23 protein-coding genes, 1 tRNA gene and 1 pseudogene are annotated in these 26,716 nt (G+C 63.5%); 9 read left to right on the top strand and 16 right to left on the bottom strand.

The window, feature by feature from the left end; translation table 11 throughout:
* Positions 1-33: 33 nt before the first annotated feature.
* The 14 genes and pseudogenes from IG629_RS12290 to rplU all read right to left on the bottom strand — a co-directional run.
* Positions 34-1,191, bottom strand: a complete 1,158-nt coding sequence (locus IG629_RS12290; protein WP_193172235.1) for a hypothetical protein — start codon at positions 1,189-1,191, stop codon at positions 34-36.
* A gap of 178 nt (positions 1,192-1,369) precedes the next feature.
* Positions 1,370-1,849, bottom strand: a complete 480-nt coding sequence (locus IG629_RS12285) for an RNA pyrophosphohydrolase (protein ID WP_193172234.1) — start codon at positions 1,847-1,849, stop codon at positions 1,370-1,372.
* Positions 1,850-1,876: 27 nt separating this feature from the next.
* A complete protein-coding gene (locus IG629_RS12280; protein ID WP_193172233.1) occupies positions 1,877-3,157 on the bottom strand; it encodes a divergent polysaccharide deacetylase family protein in 1,281 nt (426 codons plus the stop codon).
* Entirely contained in the window at positions 3,154-4,485 is a 1,332-nt protein-coding gene (locus tag IG629_RS12275; RefSeq protein ID WP_193172239.1) for a S41 family peptidase, read from the bottom strand. Before IG629_RS12275 ends, IG629_RS12280 begins: the two co-directional genes overlap by 4 nt.
* Positions 4,485-5,834: a murein hydrolase activator EnvC family protein gene (locus IG629_RS12270; RefSeq protein ID WP_193172232.1), complete on the bottom strand. Its 1,350-nt coding sequence runs from the start codon at positions 5,832-5,834 to the stop codon at positions 4,485-4,487. Before IG629_RS12270 ends, IG629_RS12275 begins: the two co-directional genes overlap by 1 nt.
* 41 nt (positions 5,835-5,875) lie before the next feature.
* On the bottom strand, positions 5,876-7,435 hold the full coding sequence (gene gpmI, locus IG629_RS12265) for a 2,3-bisphosphoglycerate-independent phosphoglycerate mutase (protein WP_193172231.1): 1,560 nt from the start codon (positions 7,433-7,435) through the stop codon (positions 5,876-5,878).
* A 54-nt stretch (positions 7,436-7,489) separates the two neighbouring features.
* Entirely contained in the window at positions 7,490-7,948 is a 459-nt protein-coding gene (gene rlmH / locus IG629_RS12260; RefSeq protein WP_193172230.1) for a 23S rRNA (pseudouridine(1915)-N(3))-methyltransferase RlmH, read from the bottom strand.
* A gap of 79 nt (positions 7,949-8,027) precedes the next feature.
* Entirely contained in the window at positions 8,028-8,459 is a 432-nt protein-coding gene (rsfS, locus tag IG629_RS12255) for a ribosome silencing factor (protein WP_193172229.1), read from the bottom strand.
* An 87-nt stretch (positions 8,460-8,546) separates the two neighbouring features.
* Positions 8,547-9,164 (bottom strand): nicotinate-nucleotide adenylyltransferase, encoded by a 618-nt coding sequence (locus tag IG629_RS12250; RefSeq protein ID WP_193172228.1) that lies wholly within the window; start codon positions 9,162-9,164, stop codon positions 8,547-8,549.
* Between the two features lie 31 nt (positions 9,165-9,195).
* Entirely contained in the window at positions 9,196-10,485 is a 1,290-nt protein-coding gene (locus IG629_RS12245; protein ID WP_193172227.1) for a glutamate-5-semialdehyde dehydrogenase, read from the bottom strand.
* Between the two features lie 39 nt (positions 10,486-10,524).
* On the bottom strand, positions 10,525-11,670 hold the full coding sequence (gene proB / locus IG629_RS12240) for a glutamate 5-kinase (RefSeq protein WP_193172226.1): 1,146 nt from the start codon (positions 11,668-11,670) through the stop codon (positions 10,525-10,527).
* Entirely contained in the window at positions 11,667-12,770 is a 1,104-nt protein-coding gene (gene obgE / locus IG629_RS12235) for a GTPase ObgE (protein WP_193172225.1), read from the bottom strand. Before obgE ends, proB begins: the two co-directional genes overlap by 4 nt.
* A gap of 123 nt (positions 12,771-12,893) precedes the next feature.
* Positions 12,894-13,160 (bottom strand): 50S ribosomal protein L27, encoded by a 267-nt coding sequence (gene rpmA, locus IG629_RS12230; protein WP_028466096.1) that lies wholly within the window; start codon positions 13,158-13,160, stop codon positions 12,894-12,896.
* Positions 13,161-13,268: 108 nt separating this feature from the next.
* A pseudogene (gene rplU / locus IG629_RS12225) lies at positions 13,269-13,577 on the bottom strand (50S ribosomal protein L21); the annotation flags it as partial.
* Positions 13,578-13,891: 314 nt separating this feature from the next.
* Here rplU and IG629_RS12220 point away from each other — a divergent pair.
* Both IG629_RS12220 and IG629_RS12215 read left to right on the top strand, forming a co-directional pair.
* Entirely contained in the window at positions 13,892-14,302 is a 411-nt protein-coding gene (locus tag IG629_RS12220; protein WP_193172223.1) for a DUF1801 domain-containing protein, read from the top strand.
* 105 nt (positions 14,303-14,407) lie between these two features.
* Positions 14,408-14,497, top strand: a tRNA-Ser gene (locus IG629_RS12215).
* A gap of 84 nt (positions 14,498-14,581) precedes the next feature.
* Here IG629_RS12215 and IG629_RS12210 read toward each other — a convergent pair.
* The gene (locus IG629_RS12210) at positions 14,582-15,442 is read right to left on the bottom strand and encodes an SDR family NAD(P)-dependent oxidoreductase (protein ID WP_193172222.1); all 861 of its coding nucleotides are present in this window, start codon (positions 15,440-15,442) and stop codon (positions 14,582-14,584) included.
* 82 nt (positions 15,443-15,524) lie between these two features.
* On the bottom strand, positions 15,525-17,153 hold the full coding sequence (locus tag IG629_RS12205) for a thiamine pyrophosphate-binding protein (RefSeq protein WP_193172221.1): 1,629 nt from the start codon (positions 17,151-17,153) through the stop codon (positions 15,525-15,527).
* Between the two features lie 295 nt (positions 17,154-17,448).
* On the opposite strand from IG629_RS12205, the gene IG629_RS12200 reads away from it, so the two are divergent.
* From IG629_RS12200 to IG629_RS12170, 7 genes are all read left to right on the top strand, one after another.
* Positions 17,449-19,230 carry a tetratricopeptide repeat-containing sulfotransferase family protein gene (locus tag IG629_RS12200; protein ID WP_193172220.1) on the top strand — a complete coding sequence of 594 codons (1,782 nt, stop codon included), beginning with the start codon at positions 17,449-17,451 and terminating at the stop codon, positions 19,228-19,230.
* Positions 19,231-19,430: 200 nt separating this feature from the next.
* Positions 19,431-20,018 carry a hypothetical protein gene (locus tag IG629_RS12195; RefSeq protein ID WP_193172219.1) on the top strand — a complete coding sequence of 196 codons (588 nt, stop codon included), beginning with the start codon at positions 19,431-19,433 and terminating at the stop codon, positions 20,016-20,018.
* A gap of 107 nt (positions 20,019-20,125) precedes the next feature.
* Positions 20,126-21,304 carry a pyridoxal-phosphate-dependent aminotransferase family protein gene (locus tag IG629_RS12190; RefSeq protein ID WP_193172218.1) on the top strand — a complete coding sequence of 393 codons (1,179 nt, stop codon included), beginning with the start codon at positions 20,126-20,128 and terminating at the stop codon, positions 21,302-21,304.
* Between the two features lie 16 nt (positions 21,305-21,320).
* Positions 21,321-22,109, top strand: a complete 789-nt coding sequence (locus tag IG629_RS12185; RefSeq protein ID WP_193172217.1) for a maleate cis-trans isomerase family protein — start codon at positions 21,321-21,323, stop codon at positions 22,107-22,109.
* Positions 22,110-22,165: 56 nt separating this feature from the next.
* Positions 22,166-22,756, top strand: coding sequence for a DUF4145 domain-containing protein (locus IG629_RS12180; protein WP_193172216.1), 591 nt, complete (start codon positions 22,166-22,168; stop codon positions 22,754-22,756).
* A 101-nt stretch (positions 22,757-22,857) separates the two neighbouring features.
* The gene (locus IG629_RS12175; RefSeq protein WP_193172215.1) at positions 22,858-24,936 is read left to right on the top strand and encodes a hydantoinase/oxoprolinase family protein; all 2,079 of its coding nucleotides are present in this window, start codon (positions 22,858-22,860) and stop codon (positions 24,934-24,936) included.
* Positions 24,933-26,714 carry a hydantoinase B/oxoprolinase family protein gene (locus tag IG629_RS12170; RefSeq protein ID WP_193172214.1) on the top strand — a complete coding sequence of 594 codons (1,782 nt, stop codon included), beginning with the start codon at positions 24,933-24,935 and terminating at the stop codon, positions 26,712-26,714. The genes IG629_RS12175 and IG629_RS12170 overlap by 4 nt, the downstream gene beginning before the upstream one ends.
* Positions 26,715-26,716 lie beyond the last annotated feature (2 nt).

The following is a 26,716-nucleotide window of genomic DNA, read 5'->3' as shown; positions in this document are numbered from 1 at the left end:
TCCGTTTTGCGTTTTGCGAACCAGTTTGGGAGCCTACCAGCTGGTTTTTTCCTCGGCGGCCTTGTCCTTGCCCTTGTCCACCCGGTCTTTCAGCTCATGATCGAGTTCGTCGGTTTGCCAGGAATGCATTTGGCTGACGATCTTGACCCGTGCCCGTTCGACCGAAGACTGCGTGTCGAAAGCGTCCCCGTGCAATTCCTTGTATGGCAGGACCGGCAAATGCCAGAGGATATGAATAATGGCGCGCTCCAGACCGGCTTCGCCGCCGATCAGGTGCCTGTTCTCGAACGCGTCCAGCCAGATCGACACAAGGTCATCCCAGCCATCCAGCCCGTAGGCGACTTCCCGCCGCAGCTTCTGCAGCTTGGAGACCGAATCATCGACCTTCGAGAACATGCCGGCGATACTGGCCAGCAGCGTGTCTAGTGTGACGATCCGCTCGCTCACATAGCCGATCGTTTGATCTACCACCCTGAGAACAAGGTTGACCGAATCAACGACCTCGGGACGAGATTCAGCCGCATAGACCTGCAGAGAGCCCCGAAGTTCCAGCAACCGGAGATGCTGGCGGAAAAGGAAGCCGTCGGTCTTTTTCTCCTTGTCTGAGGCGACAGAGCCAAACGGTGCGATAAGGCCGACCAACGGTTCAAGCCAGTCCCGGACCTCATTCACCGTGCATCCGGCGCGCAATGCCGTGTGAGACATTACCTTGGAGACCAGCTCGTCTATACGGAACTCTGAGGTCGCACTTTTGCCGGTCATCAAATTCAGCAAAGTCTGCGTACTCGCCCGGGCCATGAAGGCATCGCCTTGAGCCACGCCGCACTCGCGTGTCATCTGGGCGATGCAGGACATCCGGACGAGCTCTCTTTCCTCAATATCGCGCTGTGCCTGCTCGCGGGCGAGACGGCGGTGTTCCTCGTCAGGATTATAGGCCGCATCGGCCTGCTGCAGGATGGAGCGGATATTGATCGGATCCAGATCCTGCGCATTCCGTGTTCCCAGAACGCGGCCATGGACCTCTTCGTCACGCTCGGACAGCACCCCCATACTTGGGAGTTGCTTCCAGTCGACAATGGCGAACTCGCCCCGGCGGGTGCCGGAGAAATTCGGAATCGTCGCTTCCAGCAAGCGTCCACGGCCACCTAGATATTCGCGCACACGTAGATGATTGAATGCCGGTACCGACACCAGAGGGACGCAAGTCCCGCGACGCTCGAATGTTTGTGGGAGGTTGCTGGCGGCCCCGGACATCGCTTAATCGGCCTTATGTTTTGCTCGACCGGCGGTCCGCGGCCATGGGGAAACTCACAGTGTTGACCACCAGTCAGACACAACCCTAACAGTCCCGTGTCTGAAGGCAAGAAGACTAGCGCATCAGGAATCGCGCGAATTGGTTGAGGGCAGCCTGATAAACGGGCCGTTTGAAGTCCACGATCAGGCGAAGCACCTCATCGCAGCCGACCCAGCGCCAGGCGTCGAACTCGATTGTATGGCCAGAGAGGTCGATATCCGCGTCCGCTCCGGTGTAGCGGGCCAGGATCCATTTCTGCTTCTGCCCCCGATATCGGGATTTGATCCCCTTGCGGACTGCTTCGGGAGGAAAGTCGTAGGTCAGCCAGTCCGGTGTCATGTCGAGCACTTCACAGGCGGTGACACCGGTCTCCTCGGCGAGTTCGCGCAGGCCGGCTTGCAGTGGGTCCTCGCCGTCGTCTACGCCGCCCTGCGGCATCTGCCAGGCAGCGGGCCTCATGTCCGCACGCCGACCGATAAAAACCTTTCCTTCGTCATTGATCAGGACAATCCCGACGCAGGGACGGTAAGGAAGAGTGGCCGGTTCGGTCGCCATAAGCGGCATGATCCATTCTATCTGTGGCTAGCGCAGGCTTTGCTTGTTTGCGATCGCCGTCGCTGGCACCAGTGTGAAACCACGTTCGGCGAGCGTCGAGACCCAGGAGGCAAGCAGGTCGATTGTCAGGGGCAGGGGCGGGACGACACCGAGCGCGTATCCTGTGCGCCGCGCGGTTCGCTCTAGGGCTGCGAACCGCCGCTCCATTTCCGAAATAGCCGGATTGTCGTCGATATTCGCGTTTGCAACGGCCCGGGGAAGCTGGATGGTGCCTGCGATTTCCAGCGCGATGGTCCGCGACGTCGCAGCGCTGTCCACATACATCAACCCGCGTTCCTTCAGGACTGCAAGGACTGGGGTCAACGCCTCTTCGTCAGTGGTGAACTGGGAGCCTTTCACACCGATCACACCGGCATAGCCGACGGTCCGGCCAAGCGCGGATTCCAGCCGGTTGAGATTGTCGACTGCACTGAGCGAGGTGAGGAGCGTCAAGGGTCCCGGGTCGTTGATCGGATACCCGAACGGCTCCATCGGAATATCGAGGAAAATCTCATGCCCGGCCCGCTGGGCCATTGCGACCTGGTTGTCCAGATCGCTCGCGGCGGGTGAGAAGGAGAATGAGATTTCGGGGGGAAGAACTTCGGCCGCTGCCTCCGTCAGGGAGTGGGATATACCCATCCGGGTCATGATGATGGCGATGCGGGGACGTTTCGTATCTCCGTCGAAGGGCCGGGCATAGGTCTCCCACGCCTTGCGCCCGTCGGGAGCCACCATCGGGAGCATACCCTTCTCGGTTTCCTCGATGAGCGCGAGCTCGAACCTGGGGCCTTTTTGTTCGGCCAGTGCGGGGTCTTCTTGACCGGCCTGATTGGGATCATGCGGCTCTTGCCCATCCGGGGCTGAGTCGTGTTCCGGTCCCTGACCGTCACCCTCATTGTTGGCCATGGCGTGATCGTCACCATGGCTGTCGGGCATCGGCGCGGGTTTATTGTCGAGACTTGTATTCGGTTCCGGAACGGCGCCGTCCTCAAGGACGGCTACCGTAAGAACCGGTCGCCGGGCCTCACGCTCGGCGACGGTTTCCGGGCCGTTCACGACCAGCCATCCGACGACAGCGCCAAGGCCGCCGATCACGGATATGCCGAGCACCGCCATTCCGGCCATGCGCAGGATTTTGCCAATCCGGCTGGTCTTTCGCGGCTGCTCGCTACCGCCCGCGATATCGTCTTCAACGCCGTCTGCCGGGCCCCGTTTACGAAACGGAAGTCCCGGCAGTTTCAGGCTGATTTTTGGTATGGGTAGCTTCAATTCACGATGCGCTGTTGGTAGAGGTCAATGCCCCGTAGCAGATCGATGGCCCGGGCGAGCTGATAATCTTCCTGCTCGGGTTTTTTCTCTGCGGTGTCATCACCGTCGGCTGGTACGGCGCCCGGGGAATCGTCGCCATTGCCTGCCGGATTGTTCAGGGCGCCGCGCAAGTCGGCTTCCCGGCGTCCGCGTCCATTATCAAGCTTTTCGATGCGGGCCAGCGGCACGTCGATGTCCGGCTCGATCCCGGTTTGCTGGATCGAGCGGCCGGACGGTGTGTAATAGCGCGCCGTGGTCAGCCGCATCGCAACCTGTCCGGAAAGCGGGATGATGGTCTGGACCGATCCCTTGCCGAAACTCTTGGTGCCGAGCAGGATCGCGCGGCGATGGTCCTGCAGCGCGCCGGCGACGATTTCGGAAGCGGAGGCCGAACCGCCATTGATCAGCACCACGAGCGGCTTGCCGTCGGTCAGATCGCCGGGCTTGGCGTGAACGCGGGAAGCATTCTCCGGATCGCGGCCGCGGGTGGAGACAATCTCACCCTGTTCCAGGAAGGCGTCGGAAACCGTGATCGCTTCGTCCAGCAGGCCGCCCGGGTTGTTACGCAGGTCAATCACGTAGCCGGTAAGCTGATCGCCTTTCTCGGCCTTGATCTTGTCGATCGCCTTCTTCAGGCCGGAGGTGGTCTGCTCGTTGAAGGTGGTGATCCGGATATAGCCGACATCATCGATCATCCGGGAGCGTACGGAGCGGATCTTGATGACCGCGCGGGTGAGGGTGACATCGAACGGCTCTTTCGCGCCGCGCCGGATCGAGATGGTCAGATCGGAATCGACCGGGCCGCGCATCTTTTCGACGGCCTGGCCGAGGGTCAGGCCCATGACAGGCTCGCCATCGAGATGGGTGATCAGGTCACCCGGCTCCAGCCCGGCTTCCGCTGCCGGTGTGTCGTCGATCGGGGAGACGACCTTCACCAGGCCGTTCTCCATGGAAACCTCGATACCGAGGCCACCGAACTCGCCCTTGGTCTGCACCCGCATGTCGCGGAAGCTCTTGGAATTGAGAAAGCTGGAATGAGGATCGAGATTGGTCAGCATGCCGTTGATGGCCGCTTCCATCAGCTCCTGGTCGGTGACTTCCTCGACATATTCGGAGCGAACCCGCTCGAACACGTCGGCGAACAGCTTGAGCTGATCATAGGTGTCGTGGGTCGGCTGCAGCTGCGCCTTGGCATCTTCCGATGGCGGCACGAACAGAAACGCGGTCGCGGCTACGGCACCGACCAAAGCGGCTCTGGACCAGAATTTCGTCTGACGGATCGATTTCATCATCGCCTTACCTTGTTCGTGCGCGCGGACCACCATGGTAGCGGATCAATCGGGGCGCCATTGTGGCGAAACTCCACATACAGCCCCTCGGTTCCGTCCGCACCCGTCCCAGCATCTCCCATGCGAGCCACAGGCTCGCCTGCAAGCACGCCCTGCCCGACCTGAACATCGACCAGAGACATCCCTGCCATCAAGGTAAGGTAGTCTTGGTCATGTTCAATCATCACAATCTGACCATATCCGCGAAACGGTCCGGCATAAATGACTTTTCCGTCAAAAGGGGCAACGACTTGCGCGTTTTCGCGTGTCGCGATCACAACCCCCTGTTCGGTCAGGCCCAACCGGTTCGCGACACCGTATCGCTGGCTGATTTCGCCTGTAGCCGGATAGGTCAGCCCGCCTTTGCTCGCACCGATCTCCGGGCCCGTCGGCAGGTCTGCCACGAAATCCGGTGAAACAGTCGTTTTGCCGGGTGTTGCGCTGACAGAGCCAGCAGGTGCGGCGCCCGGCGCTACCACACTCTCGCCGGACGGTATCGCGTCTTTCTGGACCATCGAATCCAGCCGGGCCCGTGCTTTATCTCCCGCTGCCTTGTGGCGTTCGATTTTCTGCATCAGGTCGCGCAGGTCCCGTGCCGAGGCTGCCAGCGCATTCAGCCTGTCGACCACTGCGGATCGTTCTTTCGCCATCGACCGTCGTGCTTCCTGCTTCTCCTTGAGCAGAGCGGCAACGGTTGCCCGTTCCCGATCCAGCGCGCTGGTGGCGGAGGCGAGGCGCCGTTTTTCGTCCATGATCCCGCGCTCAACAGCTTCGTGCCTGGCAATCTCGGTCGCGAGCTGCCGGGCATCCCGGCGCAGGCTCGGTGCGACGGAACTGAGAAGCATGGCCGTGTGTACGGTGTCGAGCGGGTCGGCGGGGGAGGCGACCATGGCGACGGGCGGTCGCGCTGCCAGGCGGCGGAGGGCGCCGGAGACATGTGCGAGCTGTCGCTTCTTCACCCCGAGGGCTTCGGCGCTCAAGGTTCGTTTGGTCTTGAGATCAGCAAGCTTCTGCTCGACGGCGGTCAGTGCAGCTTCCCGTTTCTGCGTGGCTTCGGCAGCCTGGACCAGAGCGTGCCGCAGACGCTGCAATTCCTGCTCTACGCTGTTAGCCAGATCGTCCAGATCATGTTTCCGTGCGGCGCCGTTCCGCAGGGCCTTTTCCACCTGGTCGAGATTGTGATCCAGGGTTTCAGCGTCCGGCAACGACTCAGCGCCGCGCGCCGCCGCTGTCACGGCGAGCAGCCCGGCCAGTGCGAGCATCGCGACGGACATCGGCACCCGGCCGGTCATGTCGCGTTTGCTCCTCATGGTGCGTGTCCATGGGGCGCGGATCATGGCGCGGGCCGTCGCTACTCTGCCGCGCTGGCGGCGCTGGTGCGCAACATGGAAGTGCCGGTCATGCCGGCGGGCTGGGCCACGCCGAGCAGGTCCAGCAGGGTCGGGGCGACATCCGCGAGGCGGCCGGTTGCGAGGCTCTCGATCCCGGCAGGTGCATTGACCAGAACGGTCGGCACCAGATTGGTGGTATGCGCGGTATGCGGCCCGCCGGTTTCCGGATCCTGCATCATTTCGCAATTGCCGTGATCGGCAGTCAGGAACATGCAGCCGCCGGTCTTCCGCAGGGCTGCCTCGATCTTGCCGACAGCGCCATCGACGGTTTCCACGGCCTTGATCGCCGCTTCCAGACTGCCGGTATGGCCGACCATGTCCGGGTTGGCGAAGTTGCAGACGATCAGGTCGTACTTGCCGCTCTCGATCGCGCCGACCAGCTTGTCGGTCAGCTCCGGCGCGGACATTTCCGGCTGCATGTCATAGGTCCGCACTTTCGGGGACGGCACCATGATCCGGTCCTCGCCCTCGAACACTTCCTCGCGGCCGCCATTCAGGAAAAAGGTGACGTGCGGGTATTTCTCGGTCTCGGCCATGCGCAGCTGGGCAAGGCCTGCATTCGCGACTGTTTCGCCGAGGGTGTTCTTCAGATCAATGGCGGGGAACAGCACGGACAGGAACGGGTCAAGCGCGCTGGAATAGCTCACCATGCCGGCTGCGGCGGCGAATTTAAGCGGGCGCGCGCGGGCAAAGCCGTCGAATGCGGGATCGAGCAGGCTAGCCAGGATTTCCCGCATCCGGTCGGCGCGGAAGTTGGCCGACAGCAGGACGTCGCCATCCCTCACGCCGTCATAACCCGGCATCGTGGCCGGCGTGACGAACTCGTCCGTCTCCCCGGCAGCATAGGCCCGGTCTATTTCCGAGAGTGGGTCGGAGGCAGTGTTTCCTTCCGCTTCCGCAATGACCTTGTAGGCCTGTTCCACGCGCTCCCAGCGATTGTCACGATCCATGGCATAGAAGCGGCCAGAAAGTGTGGCGATCTTCGCGCCGTCCGGAAGATCGGCCAGCAGGCGTTCGATATCGCCGCGGGCGCTCTTCGGCGGGGTGTCCCGGCCGTCGAGGAAGGCATGGACCAGAACGTCGATACCGGCGTCCGTCAGCACACGGGCCAGGGCGGCGATATGGGACTGGTGCGCATGCACACCGCCGGGAGATGTCAGGCCGAGCAAATGGCAGCGGCCGGTGCCGGCTTTGGCCTTTTCGATCAGCGCCTTCAGCGCGGTGATGTCGGCGAGGGTGCCATCGGTAACAGCCTTGCTGATGCGGGGCAGGTCCTGCATGACCACGCGCCCGGCGCCGAGATTCATGTGCCCGACTTCGGAATTGCCCATCTGCCCGTCCGGCAGGCCGACATCGGCGCCGCTGGCGCGCATGTAGCCGCTTGGCTCGGAAGCGGTCAGGCGATCGACATTCGGGGTGTTGGCGAGGGCGACGGCATTGTTGTCACGCTCGCTGCGCTGTCCCCAGCCGTCCATGATGCAGAGGACGACGGGACGCGGTTTGTTCAGCTGCTCGGTCATGGTTCCGGTTTATACAGATTTCCGCCAGTTGGGTCATGCATGTTCATGGCCGAATCATTCCCGATGATAGGGATGTCCGGCCAGGATTTGCTGTGCCCGGTAAAGCTGCTCGGCGATCATCCCGCGCACCAGCATGTGCGGCCAGGTTGCCCGGCCGAGAGAGAACAGCAGATCCGCCCGGCGCCGGACGCGCTCATGATGTCCGTCCGCGCCGCCGATCAGAAAGACGATGTCCCTGATACCATCGTCACGCCAGGTGCCGATCTTGTCTGCGAACTCGGCACTCGAAAGCGCCTTGCCGCGCTCGTCCAGCACCACGGCGATTGCGCCGTCCGGCACAAGAGCAAGAAGCTGGGCGGCCTCTTCCTCCTGCATCTGCTCGGGTGGAAGCTTGCGGCGGATATCGACTTCGCGGAGTTCCAGCGGCCAGGAAAGACGCCCTTTGTAGTGGGCGAACAGGTCCGAATGGACGTCACGACGAGCTTTGCCGACCGCAGCCAGGGTCAGTTTCATGAATGCATTCCGGGACCGCGGATGTCGAGGCGGGCGCCAGTCCGTGCTATCGGCGCCGCGCCACCTGCCGGTCAGTTATTCAGGCGTGGGCAAATTCCCGGGCATCGTCCATGCTGCCGACCTGAACGGTCCTGCCGCTGTCGGCGAGCTCGCTGCCCCACATTTTCTCAAGTCCGTAGAATTCGCGAACTTCCGGTCGGAACAGGTGCACGATGATGTCACCGGCATCGACCAGAACCCAATCGCCTTGCGAGAGACCCTCTACCGAGATTCCCTTTACGCCGGCGGATTTCAGTGTCTCGATGAGGTGTTCCGCCAAGGCGGCGACTTGGCGGCTGGACCGCCCGCTTGCGATGATCATGTGATCGCATATCGAGGTTTTGCCTTCGAGGTCGATAACGACCAGATCCTCAGCCTTAATATCGTCGAGCGAGCGAGAGGCCAGATCGACGAGGCTTTCCCTTGAAGGGAGAGCGGTTTTTTTCGGTATGACAGTCTCCTTTCGCGCCAATGGCGCTAAGCCGATCAAATAGTGTGGCACCGTTAATCCGGAACGGCGCCAGTTTGTAGCACATGTCAGGGTAAGCGTCCGTCTGTCCTACTGTTCCGCCCCATACCGGATACGGGTAGCGGACAACGGATTGAGCGGGGTGTGAAAGAACACCCACGCCGGTGCCCGTCGATTGCGAAGCAGCGAACCGGAACGCTCCCGGAGACGCTTCCTGGCAAAACGGCGGGCCGCCGGGCCCGACAAGGCCCTTAGAGAATAGGATGGACGGTCGAAAACTGCAATGACGACACTGTTGAAGATTTGTTGCCATGCAGCCCAGCGGTGAAAGCCGACCAGATTATCCGCCCCCATAACCCAGATGAAACGGGTATCCCTGGCGTTGCCGACCAGGGTGCAGAGCGTGTCGGCGGTGAACTGCGTGCCGAGCAGAACCTCGATATCCGTCACCCGTATTCTGGAGTGATGCCGGGCAAGCTGCTCGGCCGAGGCCATGCGCTCGGCGAACGGCGCCATGTCATCCGCGGTCTTCAGCGGGTTTTGCGGCGAGACCATCCACCAGACCTCGTCCGCCCGCAACTTCCGCAGAGCGTAAAGCGCGACGTCGAGATGGCCCTTGTGCGCCGGATTGAAGGACCCGCCCATCACGGCGATGGTCTTGCCGCGCGCGGCGGCAAGGAAACGGCGGGCCCTGGGGTTTTTGATCATGACATGGTGCCGGTACGACGCTGCTGCCCGCTCACGGGCGCGTCTGGCCGGTCCCGGTCACGACATATTTGAAGCTGGTGAGCTGTTCCGCACCGACAGGCCCCCGCGCGTGCAGTTTGCCGGTGGAAATGCCGATCTCGGCGCCCATGCCGAACTCGCCGCCATCGGCGAACTGGGTCGAGGCATTATGCAGCACGATGGCGCTGTCCACCCGGGCGGTAAAACGCGCGGCCGCAGCCGCGTCACCGGTCACGATGCTGTCCGTGTGGTGCGAGCCGTAGCCGTTGATATGGTCGATTGCCGCATCAACGCCGTCGACCACCCGGATCGAGAGAATTGCGTCGAGATACTCCGTCGACCAGTCTGCTTCGGTCGCTTCTTGCATATCCGGAACGATTTTCCGCGCGGCAGCGTCGCCTTTCAGAACGCACCCTGCTTCCCGGAGCGCGGACGCGATGCCCGGGAGCTGAGCCGCCGCGACTTTTTTGTCGATCAGGAGTGTTTCGGCGGAACCGCAGACGCTGGTCCGGCGCATTTTCGAATTCAGTGCAATATCGCGGGCCATATCCGGGTCCGCCGCCGCGTCGACATAGACATGGCAGACGCCGTCGAGATGGGCGATGACAGGAATCCGGCTTTCCTTCTGCACCCGCTCAATCAGGCTCTTGCCGCCGCGCGGCACGATGATGTCCACCGTGTCGTTCATGGTCAGAAGCGCGCCGACAGCCGCGCGGTCGCGGGTCGGGATCAGTTGCACCGCGGCTTCCGGAAGACCGGCGGCTTTCAGCCCCTGATGCAGGCACTCGACCAGCGCGTTCGAGGAATGGAAGCTTTCCGAGCCGCCACGCAGGATCGCTGCATTGCCGGATTTGAGGCAGAGACTGCCGGCATCCGCGGTCACGTTCGGGCGGGATTCATAGATGATGCCGATGACGCCGAGAGGCACCCGGACGCGGGCGATTTTCAGCCCGTTCGGGCGGTCCCACTCGGCCATCACACCGCCGATCGGATCCGGCAGGGCGGCGACGTCTTCCATGCCCTGGGCGATGGCCTCGATCCGGTCCGCATCCAGTTTCAGCCGGTCCATCAGGGACTCGCGAACGCCTTTTTCGTTTGCGAAATCAAGGTCTTTCGCGTTCGCTTCCAGGATTTGCGGCAGGGAGGCACGGATCGCTTCGGCAGCACCTTTCAGCGCCGCATTTTTTTGTTCCGTTGTCGCAACGGCGAGGGCGGCTGAGGCCTCACGCGCGGCTGCGCCGAGGCCGGACATCATCCCGGCAATGTCGCCATTATCCGTGCTGTCGATCTCAAGAATGGCCATGGGTCCGCTTGCTCCCAAATTTCCTTCGGTGCGCGCCGGTCAGCGCTCAAGCACCAGATCGTCCCTGTGGACCAACTCGTCGCGGCCACGGTAGCCGAGGACACGTTCTATTTCACGGGATTTGTACCCCGCGATCAGCTTGGCATCCGCCGCACTGTAGGCCGAAAGCCCGCGTGCGACCGGCCGCCCCGCCGGATCGAGGATTTCCACCAGGTCGCCGCGCTCGAAAGCGCCGCCGACCTTCGTGACACCTGCGGGCAGCAGGCTCTTGCCGCGTGTCAGCGCTTTCAGGGCGCCCTCATCAAGGGTGAGAGAGCCTTTTGGCGTGAGAGAGCCGGCAATCCAGTTCTTGCGTGCGCCGCGCGGTGTGGTCGCTGCCGCGAACCAGGTCACGGGCGCGCCGTCACTGATGGCCCGTAGCGGGTGTGGCGCGTAACCCTTGGCGATGGCCATGCGGCACCCGGCGGCGGTGGCGATCTTCCCGGCGGCGATCTTGGTGACCATGCCGCCCGACGCGTGATCGCTGCCGGCGGTCCCGGCCATGGCTTCGATCTCCGCGTCGATATGCTCGACGAAAGGGAGATGCGCGGCTGAGGGATCATGGCGCGGGTCGGCGGTGTAGAGGCCGTCGATGTCGGAGAGCAGGATCAGGGTGTCCGCGCTGACCATCTGGGCGACGCGGGCGCCGAGCCTGTCATTGTCCCCGAAACGGATTTCCTCGGTCGCGACAGTATCGTTTTCGTTGATCACCGGAACAGCGCCAAGGCCCAGCAGGGCGGTCAGCGTGGAGCGCGCGTTCAGGTGGCGCCGCCGCTCTTCGGTATCGTCGGGGGAGAGCAAGACCTGCGCGACCGTGATGCCATGCCGGGCCAGAGCTTCCTGATAGGCATGGGCGAGCCGGACCTGTCCGGTCGCGGCGGCGGCCTGTTTCTCTTCCAGCTTCAGCGCGCCTTTCGGCAGGCCGAGATGGCGCCGTCCGACGGCGATGGCGCCGGAGGAGACCACCAGCACCTGTTTGCCCTGCGCCTTCAGCTCCGCGATATCGTCGGCCAGGGAGTTCAGCCAGTCGCGCCTGACCTCGCCGCCATCCTCGTCCACGAGCAGGGCAGAGCCGATCTTGACGACGATCCGCTCGGCGGTGTCGAGACCGGCTGTCTTCAGCAGCTCAGTGCCGTCGGGACTCATACGGGAGACCAGCCGGCTCCACTCTCGCCGGTTTCTTCGGAGCCTTCTGTTTCGTCTTCGGACGCGGCGTTGTCGTTGTCGTCCTTCTCCGCCGCATCCTTACGCGCCCGGCGCGCTTCCTGAACGGGTCCGATCAGGGCAGCGAGTGCGGCATCGAGGCCGGCGCCGGAGACGGCGGAAAGGGTGATGACCTCACGGCCGATTTCCTGCTGCACCATGTCGATCAGCACGGGGATATCTTCCTCGGGCACCGCATCGATCTTGGAAAGCGCGACGATCTCCTGCTTGTCGGAGAGACCCCCGCCATAATCCTCAAGCTCCTGGCGCACGGTGCGATAGGCGGCGGCCGGATCGTTCTGGGTTGCGTCGACCAGATGCAGCAGTACGGCGCAGCGCTCGACATGGCCGAGGAAGCGGTGGCCGAGCCCGGCCCCTTCCGAGGCACCCTCGATCAGGCCAGGAATATCGGCAATGACGAATTCATCCTTGCCGACCGTGGCGACGCCGAGACCGGGATGCAGGGTGGTGAAAGGGTAATCCGCGATTTTCGGGCGGGCCCGGGTGACACTGGACAGGAAGGTCGACTTTCCGGCGTTGGGCAGGCCGAGCAGACCGGCATCGGCGATCAGTTTCAGCCGCAGCCAGACCCACATTTCCTCACCCGGCCAGCCGGGCAGGGACTTGCGCGGCGCCTGGTTCGTGGATGTCTTGTAATGCGCGTTGCCGAAGCCGCCGTCACCGCCCTTCATCAAGACGATGCGCTGACCGACTCTCGTCAGGTCGGCGATGACATGCTCGCGGTCGTCGTCCAGGACCTGCGTTCCGACAGGCAGGCGCAGCACGGAGTCGCCGCCGCTGGCGCCACTGCGGTTGCCGCCGGAGCCGGGACGGCCGCTATCGGCCTTGAAATGCTGCTGGTAGCGGTAGTCGATCAGCGTGTTCAGGCCGTCGACGCATTCCAGCACCACGGCGCCGCCGCGACCGCCATCGCCGCCATCCGGCCCGCCATATTCGATGAAAGCCTCACGCCGGAAGCTGACGCAACCGGGGCCGCCGTCGCCGCTTTTCAGAAACACCTTGGCCTGATCGAGGAACTTCATCTCATGTCATCCAGTAATACCCGGCCCGGCCCAGAGATCCGGAATTCGGGCACGAAAAAAGGGAACAGCCAAAGGACCGTTCCCTCATCCGCAGCCGTGACCCGCCCGGAAGCGGGTGCGGCGTTATTCTGCTGCTTCAGCCAGCGCCACTTCCACGAAGGTGCGGCCGTTGCTCTTCCGGCGGAAAGCAACCTTGCCTTCCGACAGCGCGAACAGGGTGTGGTCACGTCCCATGCCGACATTCTCGCCCGGATGGAACTTGGTGCCCCGCTGCCGGATGATGATGTTGCCCGGGATCACGGCTTCGCCACCGAATTTCTTGACGCCAAGACGGCGTCCGGCGGAATCGCGACCGTTACGGGAACTACCGCCTGCCTTTTTATGGGCCATGGATTACTCCTTCGTCTCGGCTTCGGCCGAAACCTCTGCCGGAGCTTCAGCTTTCGCCGGAGCTTTCTTGGCAGCGGCCTTCTTCGGCGCGGCTTTCTTCTTGCCGTCGGCCAGGATGTCGGTCACACGCAGAACCGTCAGTTCCTGACGATGTCCACGGGTCCGGCGATAGCCCTGACGGCGCTTCTTTTTAAAGACGACGACCTTGTCGCCTTTGGTCTGCTCAAGCACTTCGGCGCGTACAACAGCACCTTCGACAGTCGGCGCACCAACTGTGAGGTCTTCGCCTTCACCCAGCATCAGAACGTCGGCAAGATCAACGGAAGAACCGGCATCGCCGGAAAGCTTCTCTACCTTGATGACGTCGTTCGGGGCGACTTTGTACTGTTTACCGCCGGTTTTAACGACTGCGAACATTGTCAATACTCTGGCAATGAAAAGGGCGCGCGGACACTTACTCCCGCGTCAGAGCGGCGGACTATACTCCTGGCGACGTTCAAGTCAACAGCGGATTGCCCGGTTTTTGAGAGAATCTGCGGGGCAGATATGTTGGCCCCGGATGTCCGCATCGTCACCGGATCAGGCCCCTATATATAGTGTCCGACGCGGGCAGGCGCAAAGGCCGGGAAAACCGGGCCGGAATTGCCGGAAGGCGCATTGCGTTTTCGCCGTGCTTTTGACGGGAAATATACTGCCGGATACGATCAGGCCGGGTGAAGCGGACCGGTATCATGACATACGCAATACCGCCTTTCGAGAATCCGGCCGTCGCGGCTGCATACGAGTCCTTTCCTCCGAGGGAGCGGGAAGGTCTGCTGGCGCTGCGCGATCTGATCTTCGAGACGGCGGCGGAGACGCCGGGGGTCGGCCCTCTTGAGGAAACCCTGAAATGGGGCCAGCCCGCCTACCTGACGCCGAAAACCAGATCAGGCTCCACCATCCGGCTCGGTTTGCCGAAGCAGGGCGGCTTCGCCCTCTATACCCATTGCCAGACGACACTCATCCCGGACTTCCGCAGCCTCTTCCCGGATGACTTCCGGTATGAAGGCAATCGCGCGGTGCATTTCAGAGAGGGCACAGCCCTGCCGCTCGACCCGCTGCGGCTGCTCATCCGCAGCGCCCTGACCTATCATCTGAAATAACCGGCTGAAATAGGCGACGCGGGCCAGTGCGAAAGCCGGAACGCTGGACATGCAATTCCGGTATTGAATCCCGCCACCCGCCCCGCTATGTTCCGGCCCCTGTTCGGAGAGGTGCCGGAGTGGTTGAACGGGACGGTCTCGAAAACCGTTGAGCGCGCAAGCGTTCCGAGGGTTCGAATCCCTCTCTCTCCGCCAGACCCCCTTAAATTATATTCAATGAGTTATGGCCCGCCGACGACCGGCCGGACGGCGTTTTCCGATTTCGCCCCCCTTACCCCGCTAGAGCCCTTTGCCGGGACCCTTGCCGGGCTCCTGACCGGGCCAGAGCCGCGTGGCGGCGGCGAGGTCGGGCCAGCCGATCGGCGCACCGGCCTCCTTTGCGGCATCGCGCTCGGTCAAGGCCGTGTTCCAGAAGCCGGCGATGTAGCGCTTGCCCGTGATCCCGTCGGACTCGGGGCTGGCCAGCCAGGCGGCCGGTGGCCCCATCACCTCGGGCTTCAGCATCTTGGCGCGCGGAATGCCCGCTTCGTCGCTGATGAACGCGGTATCGGTCGGTCCGCCCGGAACCAGGACGTTGACGGTGACGCCGGTGCCTTCCAGTTCCTGCGCCCAGACCGCGGAGCTCGCCTCCAGGGCGGCTTTCAGGGGGCCGTAGGGCAGCACCCGCAGCATGGTAATGAAACTGGTCGTGTTGTTGACGACACGGCCCCAGCCACGCTCGACCATGGCCGGCGCCGCGGCGCGGATCATATGCACGGCGCCCATGTAGTTGATTGTGAAGAACCTGGTCATCAGCTCCGGAGTGACCTCCGCTATGGAGGGCAGGTTCGTCTCCGCGTCGGGCCGGAAGGTGCTGACGCTGATCCCGGCATTGTTGAACAGGATGTCGAGGCTGCCGAAGGCGGCGATTGTCTCGGCGACGGCCCTGGTACAGTCATCCTCGACGGAGACATCGTGCGGGAAGGCGATGGCGGAGCCCGCGCCATGCTGCTCGTTGATTTCGGCAGCTACTCTGCCGGCGGCGGTGCCATCTATGTCGGTTACCGCGATCCGGACGCCGCGTGCCGCGACCGCCCTGGCCATGGCGGCCCCGATTCCGCCGCCCCCGCCTGTGATCAATGCGACTTTCCGCTCGCTCATAATGCTTTCCCTTCCCGTTGCCTTGTTGGCAGTTTGGACTCCAGGACCGGTTTGGCCAGTTCGATGGTTGATGGGCGGTCGCCTAACTGTTCCTGGGCAGCACCGCGTCCAAGCTGGTATCGACGACAATGAATTGCGGCCCGGGCGCGGCGAGAAGCGCCGGCAGGAGGTCGAGATCGGCCTCTGTCTTCAACCGTGTGACGGCGAAGCCATAGGCCCGTCCCATCAGCTCGAGGTTCGGATTGACGAAGCCGGTACCGACCGGACGGCCCGGAAAGTGGCGCTCCTGGTTGATCCGGATCGACGCATAGACGCCGTTCTCCGAGAGAATCACCTTCAGCGGCAGACCGCGTTCCATGGCGACGGAAAGCTCGCTGCCGGTCATCAGGAAACCGCCGTCGCCGACAAGGCAGATCACCGGCGTGCCGGGCCGGCGCAGGCCGGCTGCAACCGCGGCCGGGACTCCGAAACCCATGGCGCCGGAAATCGGCGCCAGAAGCCGCTGGGATGGCCGGAAGGGCACCACCCGATAGACCGGCGCACCGAAAGTGCCGGCATCCACCGTGACGATGGCGTCCTCCGGCAGGATTTCACCCATCCGGTGGATCACCGTCTCGAACGGCATGCCGTCGGTAACGGAAAAGCTGCGCGGCGCGGCGATACCGTTGCGGATGGTGCGCAACCGGTCGGTCCAGGCCGCCCTGCCGTTTGGCGGTGGTGTCGTGCTCGAACCCATTTCAGTAACGAAACGGATGGGGTCGCAGACGAACGAGATGTCCGGCGCGAAATGGGTGCCGATCTGCGCCGGGTCAGCGTGGACGTGGACCAGTTTCATCTCCGGCCGGACCATGCGCGGAAAGCTGTAGCCCTGGGTGGTGATGTCCGAGAGCCGGGCGCCGAGCACGAGCAGCAGGTCGGCGTCGCGCAGCGCCGCCATCTGGTCCGCCGGGTTGGCCAGCCCCATGTCGCCGGCATAGTGCCGCTCGGTATTGTCGACCAGGTCCTGGCGGCGGAAGGAGACCACTGCCGGGATCTGCCAGGTGGAGAGGAAATCGCCGATGGCCGCGCGGCCGCCGGGCCGGTCAAAGGCGCTGCCGACAATGGCAAGCGGCCGTTCGGCCGCGACGAGGGCATCGCGCAACGTGGCGAGTTGGGCCGGGTCGGGCGCCATTACCGGCAGTGCCGGGACGATGACCGGCAGGGCGTCGAGGCTCGCGGTCAGCACGTCCTCCGGCACGACCACGACAACCGGGCCCGGCGTCCCCGTCGTGGCGGTGACGAGGGCCCGCAGCATGACCTCCGGGGCCCGCTCCGGGTCGGTGATCTCGGCGGTCCATTTGGCGATCCGGCCGAACATGTGGCCGTAGTCGATTTCCTGGAAGGAATCCCGCCGCAAGTCCTGTGTCGGCACCTGGCCGACGAGGAGGATGAAGGGCACGCCGTCCTGCTGGGCGGTATGGACGGCGATGGCGGCATTGCTGGCACCGGGGCCGCGGCTGACACAGGCGATACCCGGCACACCGGAGAGCCGGGCGTCGGCCAGGGCCATGAACCCGGCGCCGGCTTCGTGCCGGCAGACCACAGTGTCGATATCGTCCCGCTCGTACAGCGCGTCCAGCAGGCCGAGATAGCTTTCGCCGGGGACGCAGAAGACCCGGTCGATGCCGTTCCGGACCAGTGTATCCACGATCAGGGTGCCGACGCTTGGCATGTTTCCTCCGGGTGCGGATCGACTTTTCTGGCGCTGTCTGAAGCAGCGCTTGGCAGGTCGGCCGTGAATGACCGTCTACATCCCATAGACCAGGAGCGGAGCTCTGCCAACGGGGATTGCGGCCGTCACGCCCGGTGCATCCGGTTTGTTTTCTGAGGATGGCGCCGCATCTTCAACGGGATCCGGCCCCTGTTCGTCCTTGGCTGTCCCCCTTCTTATTTATTGCATGGGTATGGCTATCGCTGGCCAGTGCTGATCAACTACTCTCGCGTTGAATTGCCAAAGAGTTTGCCCGATGTCCGCCTTTGTCGCTGATCCAGATTATCTGACCGAAAGCCGCCGCCTGATGGCAGAGGCGCAGGCGGCGTTGGAGCGTGGGGATCTGGCGGGATCGGCGGATGGGTTCATGCGTGTCGCCCGGCGCCACCCGGCGGCGGTGGGTGGATGGGTTCAGGCGGCGGCGGCGGGATTGCGGGCTGGAGTGCCCTCGCTTGCCCTGACGGCGGCGCGGCGGGCTGTGCTGCTTGATCCGGCGTCCCCATCCGCGACGGCTTTGTTGACTGTTGCCTCCACTGCAGAACCTCTGGCCGGCCGTCACAGGGCGACGGCGCTCTGGGCGCTGACCCATCCGGGCAAGGCAGAGGCGCTGGGTGCCCTTGCAAGCAGTTATCAGGAATTGGGACGACTCCGTGAAGCGGAGCGCGCTGCCCGGGATGCCCTGCATGCCGATCCGAACATGGCATGGGTACGGGTCAATCTCGCCGTGATCCTGCGTGAATCCGGCCGTGAGAGAGAAGCCGAGACGGAGTTGCGCCGGGCCTTGCTTGCCGGCCCGGACGGCAATCTTGCCTGGCGCCGGATGGCGGCCCTCGCCGAGACCTTGTCGAAACTTGACCTCGCGGACAGGGCGGCTCGCCGGGCTCTGGTCATCGATCCGGAAGATCACGTGAGCGCGGTGTTTCTCTCGATTGTCGAGCGTCGCCAGGGCGATCTCGAAGGGGCTCTGCATCGCTTGCAGGCTTTGCCGGAGGCGCTGGACGGCGAGGCGGGGCGCGATGCCGTCGAGTTTGAGCTGGGGACCGTTCTCGACCGGCTCGGGCAATATGATGAGGCCTGGGCTCGTTTCGAGCGTGGCAATGAGATCGCGGTCCAGCGCGCGCCGTCGGGTACTGCTGACCCGCGCCTGTTTTTGAACACGCTCAATGCTTATGAGAGGGCGATATCGGACGGGTGGCCGACGCGCTGGACGCCTCTATCGGAGGCGGAACCGCCCGCCGTGTTCATGGTCGGCTTTCCTCGCTCGGGAACAACGTTATTGGACCAGATTCTGGATGCCCATCCGGATGCGCGGGTGATCGAGGAGCAGCCCGTGCTTTCCAGCGTCGGGGCCGGGTTCGCGGCGCTGGGGGAGGGAACGCTGGCCGAACGGCTGGCCGCGCTCACGCAGGCTGACGCCGACAAGCTGCGGGCGGAATACCGGGCAAAGCTGGCGCGCTGGGCAGGGGAAGAGGGGAGCCGGCCGCGCGTGGTGATCGACAAGATGCCGCTCAACATCGTCTATCTGCCGCTGGCCCTCAGGCTCTATCCGAAGGCCAAGGTCATCCTGTCCCTGCGCCATCCCTGCGATTGCTGCCTGAGCTGTTTCATGCAGTCGATCCGGCTCAATTCGGCGATGGCCAGTTTCACCTCTATGCAGGGAGCCGCCGGTTTCTACGCGCGCGTCATGGCGCTGTGGCAGGAGATTGAGCAGACGCTGTCGCCCGACCATATTACCGTGCGCTACGAGGATCTGGTTGCGGACACGGAAGGAACTGCCCGGCGGGTGACCAGCTTCCTTGGCCTCGACTGGACCGACGCGGTCCTCGATCACACGGCGCACGCCAAGGCGCGCGGGATGATCCGCACCCCCAGTTTCCGCCAGGTTTCGGAGCCGATCTATACGCGCGCTGTTGGCCGGTGGGCACGATACCGGGACCAGATGGCGCCTTATCTGGACACACTTGCCCCGTATGCCGAGCATTTCGGCTATGGCGATCCGGGGATCATCCCGCGCGGGGAAGACGAAGCTCAGGGTTAACGTCCGGCGCCGAACGCGTCTTTCTCGATGAACTCCAGGTTTGGCTTGCTTCTTGCTTACCTCACGTCTCTACAGAGGCGCGCCGCCGGGCGGGCCTGAACACGTGATGGAAGCAGTTGCCGATGGCATTTGCCGAAAGAATGGACTCCGGGGTTTCGGAGGTATCCGCACCTGCAGGCGCCGGTGCGGACGGCCTTCAGATGCACAGTTTTGGATTCTGGCAGCAGGGAGTTGCGCCGGGCGACTGGTCGCGCGAGGTCATTGCGCGGAATCTGGACGGAGAGGATTTCAAAGGCTACCGGCGGGCGTCAGACCCGTCGCATCTGCGCGAGTCCAGCCCATCCTTGCCCGAGGCACGCGGTGCGGAGCCCGCCGAGATCGTGATCGAGACCGGAAGCCTTGTTGCCGGTGTGGAGACGGACCAGACCTTTGCCGCGATCAGTCGGCTGGTTGCTTCCTATGGCGAGGACAGTGCCCGGGACGAGATCGGCGCGGATGCGCTGGTCCGTTCAGCTGGCGCCGATCTCTATGAACTGGAACTGGTCGATACGGTCGCCGGTGCTGCCCGTCGGGCCGGGCTTGAAGGCTCGCCCATGCATGCCGCCATGCGGGGCATGGAAGCGGCCCGCGCCGTTCCGGAAGACGGCTTGAACGAGATCGGTCTGCATCGCCGGGCGGCGGATCAGGAGACCGGGACTGTTTCCAGCGCGAGCGACGCCGAGCTTTTCCGGTTTGACGCGGCCAGCCAGCCCCTGATCCAGAGTGCCGACGATTTCCTGATGCTTTGAGCGCGGTCCGTGCCGCTACCGCCGGATCTTCTTTCCTGACTGCCCCCTTGCGCTGACATGACAGCGCTGGTTCCATGGCGTGGTCTCCTCGTTCCAAGATCCATTTCATGAGCAAAGCCATGTCCGCCTCCAGCACCGGGGCTTCCCTGCCCTACCGCCTGCGTCTGCCCGGCCCGACCGCCGTTCCCGAACGGGTCCGCAATGCTGCGGCACAGCCGATGATCGCCCATCGCGGGCCTGAATTCCTGGCCCGGTTCAAGGCGATCCAGGACCGGTTGCAGCCCATTCTCGGCCGCTCCGGCGTTCCGCCCTTTATCTTCGCCTCGACCGGCATTGGCGCCATGGAATCGGGCGTTATCAATGTCGCCGGGCCCGGTCAGCGGGTGCTGATCGCGACCAACGGCCAGTGGGGGCCGGTCTTCCGGCGGCTGGCCGAGGGGATCGGCGCCGAGGTCGACGAGGTAGTCTCCGGTCTTGGCGATCCGATTGATCTTGATGGCGTGCGCCGGGCGCTGGGCGAGAAAAGCTATGCGGCTGTCCTGACTGTGCACAGCGAGAGCTCGACGGGTGCGCTGACCGATCTGAAGGCGCTTGGCGGGGTCGTTGCGGAAACGGAATCGGTTCTGGTCTGCGACAGTGTCAGCGGTCTTGGCGGGGCCGAATTGCGCGCCGATGAGTGGGGCGTCGATATCGTGGTGTCCGCCTCGCAGAAATGCCTGATGTGCCCGCCGGGCCTCGGCATCGCCAGCATCAGCGAGAAGGCATGGGGTGTGATCGAGCGCGACGATCGCGGTCCGCGCGGCTATTTCGACTATCGCCGTTTCCGGCCGATGGCGGAGAAGGGCGAGCCGACCTATACAGCTCCGGTCGCCATGCTGAATGCCCTCGACGAGTCCTTGACCATGATCGGCGAGGAGGGGCTGGATGCGACACTGGCACGGCATCTGCGGCTTAACCGTGCGCTTACCGCCGGGCTTGAAGCCCTCGGTTTCTCGGTTTTCCCGACAGGCACGCCGAGCCCGACGCTGGTTGTGGTGAAAACACCGGAGGGAGTTTCCGCTCCGGCGCTGATCGATCATCTGGCGGAGCGCTATAATTTCATGATCGCCGGCACCCGGTTCGAGGACCTGAAGGATCGCCTGGTTCGGATCGGCACCATGGGATGGGTCAGCGAGGCAGATATCCTGACCGACCTGGAACAGATTTCCGCTGCCCTTGCCGACCTTGGTGCCAGCGCCGATAAAGGTGCTGCACTTGCAGCCGCGAAAGCAGCATTCGCAGGATAAAAAAGGGAGGCGGTGGATGACGGCACGGGACAATTGGGGCTGGAAGGCCCGGATCGGCATGTTCATTGTCAGCAGCGAGGCCGTTCCGGAGGCGGAATGGTGGGCAATGATGCCGCCGCATGTCTCCGTCCATGCCGCCCGCGTCACCGCGCCGGCGCCCTGGGCTGCCTGGGATGCGGCGCGGACACATGTCACCTTGTCGGAGGATCTGGAACGCGGCGCGAAGCAGTTCGCTTCCATGCGCCTGTCGGCGGTGGTGCTCGGCCACAGCTCCAGCAGTCTGGTTGGCGGCAAGGGCTGGGATGAAGCGGTCGTACAGGGGGTCTCGGAGATTCTCGGGCCCGATATCCCGGTCACCACCAATGCTCTCGACTGTTTTGCCGCTCTGAAAGCGTCTGAAATCAAAAACCCTTTTCTGGTCCTGCCGCCCTGGTTCAACGACGCCACACTCGCCGTCGGCCTCGGTTATTTCCGCGATCACGGCGTCGAGCCCGCCGGCATGCTGCGCTACGATCCGGGTCCGGGCTGGCGTGACGTGCCGACCGGCGACATGTACCCGATGGGTCTCGGGTTCGAGCAGCAGATCGAACCGCTCTACAACCAGGTCAAAGCCGCCTGCCCGGTTGAGGCCGACGGCGTGCTCATCCTCGGCACGGGCTTCCGCTGCGTCGGGATCATCGAAGCGCTGGAGGAGGATTTGCAGCGTCCGGTGATTTCGGCCAATCAGGCGAGTCTCTGGCACTGCTTGCGGTTGGCGGGGGCGCGGGCGGAAGTTGAGGGATATGGGAGTTTGATGACGCAGTGAGCGAACCGTGAATTTTTCATTTTTTGATGTAGCATCGTGGGTGCTATTTTTACGTGATGAGCGATAAAGAAATTTCCCTACTTAAGTATTTTGAGGTTGCGGTAAGTCTTGTCGACGTTCTCATTTGGCCGACGGTCACGATTGTTTTTATTGTTCTGTTTCGAAAGCATATTCGGGACTTAGTTCCGCTGTTGAAGCGTTTGAAAGCAGGCCCGTTGGAGGCCGAGTTCGAGCACGAAGTCGCATCGCTTTCGCAAAAACTGGAACATGAAAAAAGCTCAGAATTGCCGCGTCCTGGAGGGTTAATTTCACGATCAGATGAACTTGCACTCTTTGCCGAGGCGCAAATCAGTCCGCGTGGGGCAATCCTAGAAGCCTGGATACTCGTTGATACTGCGTTGCACGACATTGCTCAGAAGCATTTGAAAGATTTAGATTTGCGGAAGCTTAGTTGGAGATTGATCGACGAACTGGTTAAACGGGGAGTGATTGAGCCAGAAACTGCGTCTGTATTCTATGAGCTTCGCACGCTTCGGAACCACGCTGCTCATACTGCTGACTTCTCTCCCTCTCTGGAATCTACACGCGAATATATAAGAATGGCCTCGAAGTTGGAGGCAAAGCTAGCTGAAGCTGGTGGCCGCTAAGCCTTATCTAAATTTCTGATCTAGCAGTGAGCTTGTGAGCTCGGGCTATATCACACCACACTTGTGGGCGTAATTCCGAACAGCCCCGAAAGTTCTTTCTGATGATTTTCCTAAAATCCCCCTGGCGGATTGGCGTCGATGTGGGGGGCACGTTCACGGATATGGTGGTGGCCGGCGCGGACGGTGCGCTGCATGTCTTCAAGGTGCCCTCGGTTCCGTCGGACCCTGCGCGCGGCGTGATGAACGCGGTGGCGAAGGCGGCGAACGACATGGGGCTGAGCCAGGACGATTTTCTCGGGCAATGCTCTTTCTTCGCGCACGGTTCCACGGTCGCGACCAACACGCTGCTGGAACGCAAGGGTGTGCGCGTCGGGCTGCTGACCACCGAGGGCTTCCGGGACTCACTGGAGATCCGGCGTGGCATCCGGACTAATCCCTGGGACCACCGGACGCCTTACCCTGAGGTGCTGGTGCCGCGTTATCTGCGGCGGCCCGTTGCCGGGCGGCTGGACACGCACGGCCAGGAGCTTGAGCCGCTCGACCTCAACCAGATCCGGTCGGTGGGCGAGCGGTTCCGGGCCGAAGGGGTGGAGGCGGTGGCAATCTGCCTGCTGAATGCCTTCGCCAATCCGGCGCACGAAGAGGCCGCGGCCGCGGTGCTGGCGGAGAGTTGGGGCGGGGACTGGATCGCGCGATCCAGTGCGGTGGCGCCGATCATCGGGGAATATGAACGCAGTTCGACCACGGTTGTGAGCGCCTATGTGGCGCCGCGCGTGGTCGGTTATCTGCAGGAACTGGAGGCGACGCTGGCGGCCTCCGGATTGCGGCACAAACTCTTCATGCTGCAGTCGAATGGCGGTGCGGTCTCGGTTGGACAGATTGCCGAGCGCCCGGTGAACCTGATTCTCTCGGGCCCGGCTGCCGGGGTTGGCTCGATGCGCCATCTGGCGGATGTCTCGGGTCACGATAACCTGCTTTCGATGGAGATCGGCGGCACCAGTTGCGATGTGATGCTGATGGGGGCCGGCCGGATCGCCGTCACCGATGAGCTGTCGGTGGCCGACTACGATCTCGTTATCCCCTCGGTCGATATCCACACGGTCGGCGCCGGGGGCGGCACCATTGCCGGGGTCGACGGCGCTGGCATGCTGTTCGCCGGGCCGGAAGGTGCGGGCGCCCGTCCGGGTCCGGCCTGCTACGGCTTCGGAGGCACCGAGCCGACTGTGACGGACGCCAATCTGGTGCTCGGCCGTCTGAAGCCTGGCGCCTATGCCGGCGGGTCCGTCAGCCTTGATCTGGAAAAGGCCCGGGAGGCGGTGCGAACAAGGGCTTCGGAGCCGCTTGGCCTGTCGGTCGAGGATGGGGCTGCCGGGATCATCCGGCTGGTGGAGCAGAATCTGCTGCATGCGGTGGAGCGGATTTCGGTCCAGCGGGGAGAGAACCCGCGCCGGTTCTGGCTTGTTGCCTGCGGTGGGGCCGGGCCGATGCATGGCGCAACTGTTGGTCGACGGCTCGGTTGCGCGGCGGTCTATGTGCCGCGTCAGGCGGGCGCGTTCTGTGCTCTCGGCATGCTGTATTCGGATGTCCGCCAGGACTTCATGGATGTGCATTTCCAGGATCTGGATACGATATCGGAACAACCTGTCACGATGAGATACGCAGCGCTGGAGGAGCGCGCGCTGGCGATGCTCTCCAATGAAGGCTTTGCACCGGACGCAATGCGAACGGAGCAAGAGATGGATCTGCGCTATGACGGTCAGCAATGGGACCTGCGTATCCCGGTGGCGACGGAGGATGGACCGGTGGACATCCGGGCCGCGTTCGAGAGGGAATACGAACAGCGTTTCGGCCATCTGGTGCCGGGCGGGCGGATTCTCGTCACCGCGCTCCGTGTTGTCGGCAAGGGGCTGTTGCCAACGCTGGCCGAAGGCAGATTACCCTCTGCGGCCTGTCCGGCCGAGCCGGTTGAGCGCCGGCCTGTCTTCATCGACGAACGTCACGGAACGCAGGAGGCCGCGATTTATCGCGGCGCCACTCTGTTGCCGGGGCACAGGCTCCATGGGCCGCTGCTGATCGAGGAAGAGACCACAACCGTTTTTGCCGGGCCGGGCGATCTCGTGACGGTAGATGCGGCGGGCAACTATCTCATTACATTTCAGGAACGGAGGGACGCGGCATGAGCCGGGCCGAGACGAAAGCCGCAGATCCGGTTCTTCTGGCCCTGACGCAGAACCGGCTGGATCATATTTCGCAGCAGATGGGCCATGTCATGGTTCGCACTGCACGCAGTCCAATTTTCAGCCAGGCGCATGATTTCACCTGTTTCATCGCGGGGCCGGACGGGCGGGTGACAGCGCAGGCGGACGGAATTCCAATCCATAGCGGCGGCGGCGGTTTCGCGGTGCGTGCCGTGCTGCGCGATTTCGACGGCGATATCCAGGATGGCGACGTCTTTCTGCTGAACGATCCATGGGCCGCCGGCGGCAATCATCTGCCGGACTGGGTGATCGCGCGGCCAGTCTTCGTCGAGGGCCGGCTTGTCTCTCTCGTCTGCAACCGGGCGCACCAGTCCGATATCGGTGGCGGGGCCGCCGGGACCTACAATCCCGAAGCCACCGAAGTCTGGCAGGAAGGGGTGCGGCTGCCGGTGCTGAAGCTGGTCGAGGCCGGCAGGGTCCGCCGCGATCTGTGGAAACTGTTGCTGCTGAATACCCGCACGCCGGATCTGCTGGAAGGGGATCTTGGCGCCATGCTGGGGTCGACCAGGATTGGGGCGGAACAAGTGGCGAAGCTCGTCTCGGAGCTTGGTGTCGATGCAGCACTCGGTTACTTCGACGGCATCCTTGCCCATGCCGCCGGCCGGATGGGAGCCGCACTCTCGGATTTGCCGGATGGCACCTACGAGGGTGAGGAGCGCAGCGATAATGATTGCTTCGAGTTGCGTGACATCTGGGTGCGGGTGACGGTGACGATCGCGAACGGCCGGGCGACGGTGGATTTCACCGGCACCGACCCGCAGATCCGGGGGTTCAAGAATTCGACCGTCGCGAACACCCATTCGGCGGTTTACACCGCCTTTGCCGCTTTCTTCGATCCGGCGATTCCGCGCAACGAGGGGACTTTCTCCGTCATCGATATCGCGGCGCCGGAAGGCAGCCTGGTGAACGCCCGCGAAGGCGCGCCGACAACCATGGACACGGTTTTCGTCGCGCACGAGATCATCCATGCGGTCTGGAAGGCGCTGAACCAGGCGGCGCCGGATCGGGCTGTGGCCGGGTGGGCGAAGAATATCTTCGGCGTGACGTCCGGCCGGGAGCCGGGAACGCACGGCACTGAAGGCCGTCCTTACGTTTTCTATCACGGGCTGGCGGCGGCCGGCGCCGGCGCGGTCGAGGGCCGGGACGGTTTCAACCAGATCGGCCATCTCTGCACCCTTGGCGGGCTGACCATCTCCAATGCGGAGACCTATGAGCGGCTTTACCCTGTGCATTTCAAAGGCCAGGAACTGCGCTGCGACGGTGGCGGTGCCGGGCGTTGGCGCGGTGGAACGGGCGCACATTACGAGGTCGAAATAAAAACCCCGGCTCTCTATTCCTTCCGGGGCGAGGGGCTCCGCTACCAGACCGGCTTTGGCATCAAGGGCGGTTTCTGGGGGCAGGCGGGCGAGATGCATGTGCAGGAGGAGGGTGAAGAGCCCGAGTTGGCGCCAAAATTCGGCCTCAAGCACATGGGAGCCGCCCGACTGACGGCCAGTTCTCCCGGTGGCGGTGGATGGGGCGACCCGAAATCCCGGCCCGTGGAAGAGGTTTGGCGGGACTGGCGGGACGGGCTGGTTTCAACAGGATGTGCGCGAGACCAGTATGGCGTGATCTTGAAGGGGGATCCGGACGATCCTGGCGCAACGCTGGCTGTTGCGCTGGACGTAGCCGGAACAGAGGCCCTGCGCAGCGGGAACTGAAG

This window comes from Nisaea nitritireducens (assembly GCF_014904795.1).
In the GTDB taxonomy this organism is placed as follows: Bacteria; Pseudomonadota; Alphaproteobacteria; order Thalassobaculales; family Thalassobaculaceae; genus Nisaea; species Nisaea nitritireducens.
Note: the sequence above shows the minus strand (reverse complement) of the source record. Positions and strands in the feature narration are given on the sequence as shown.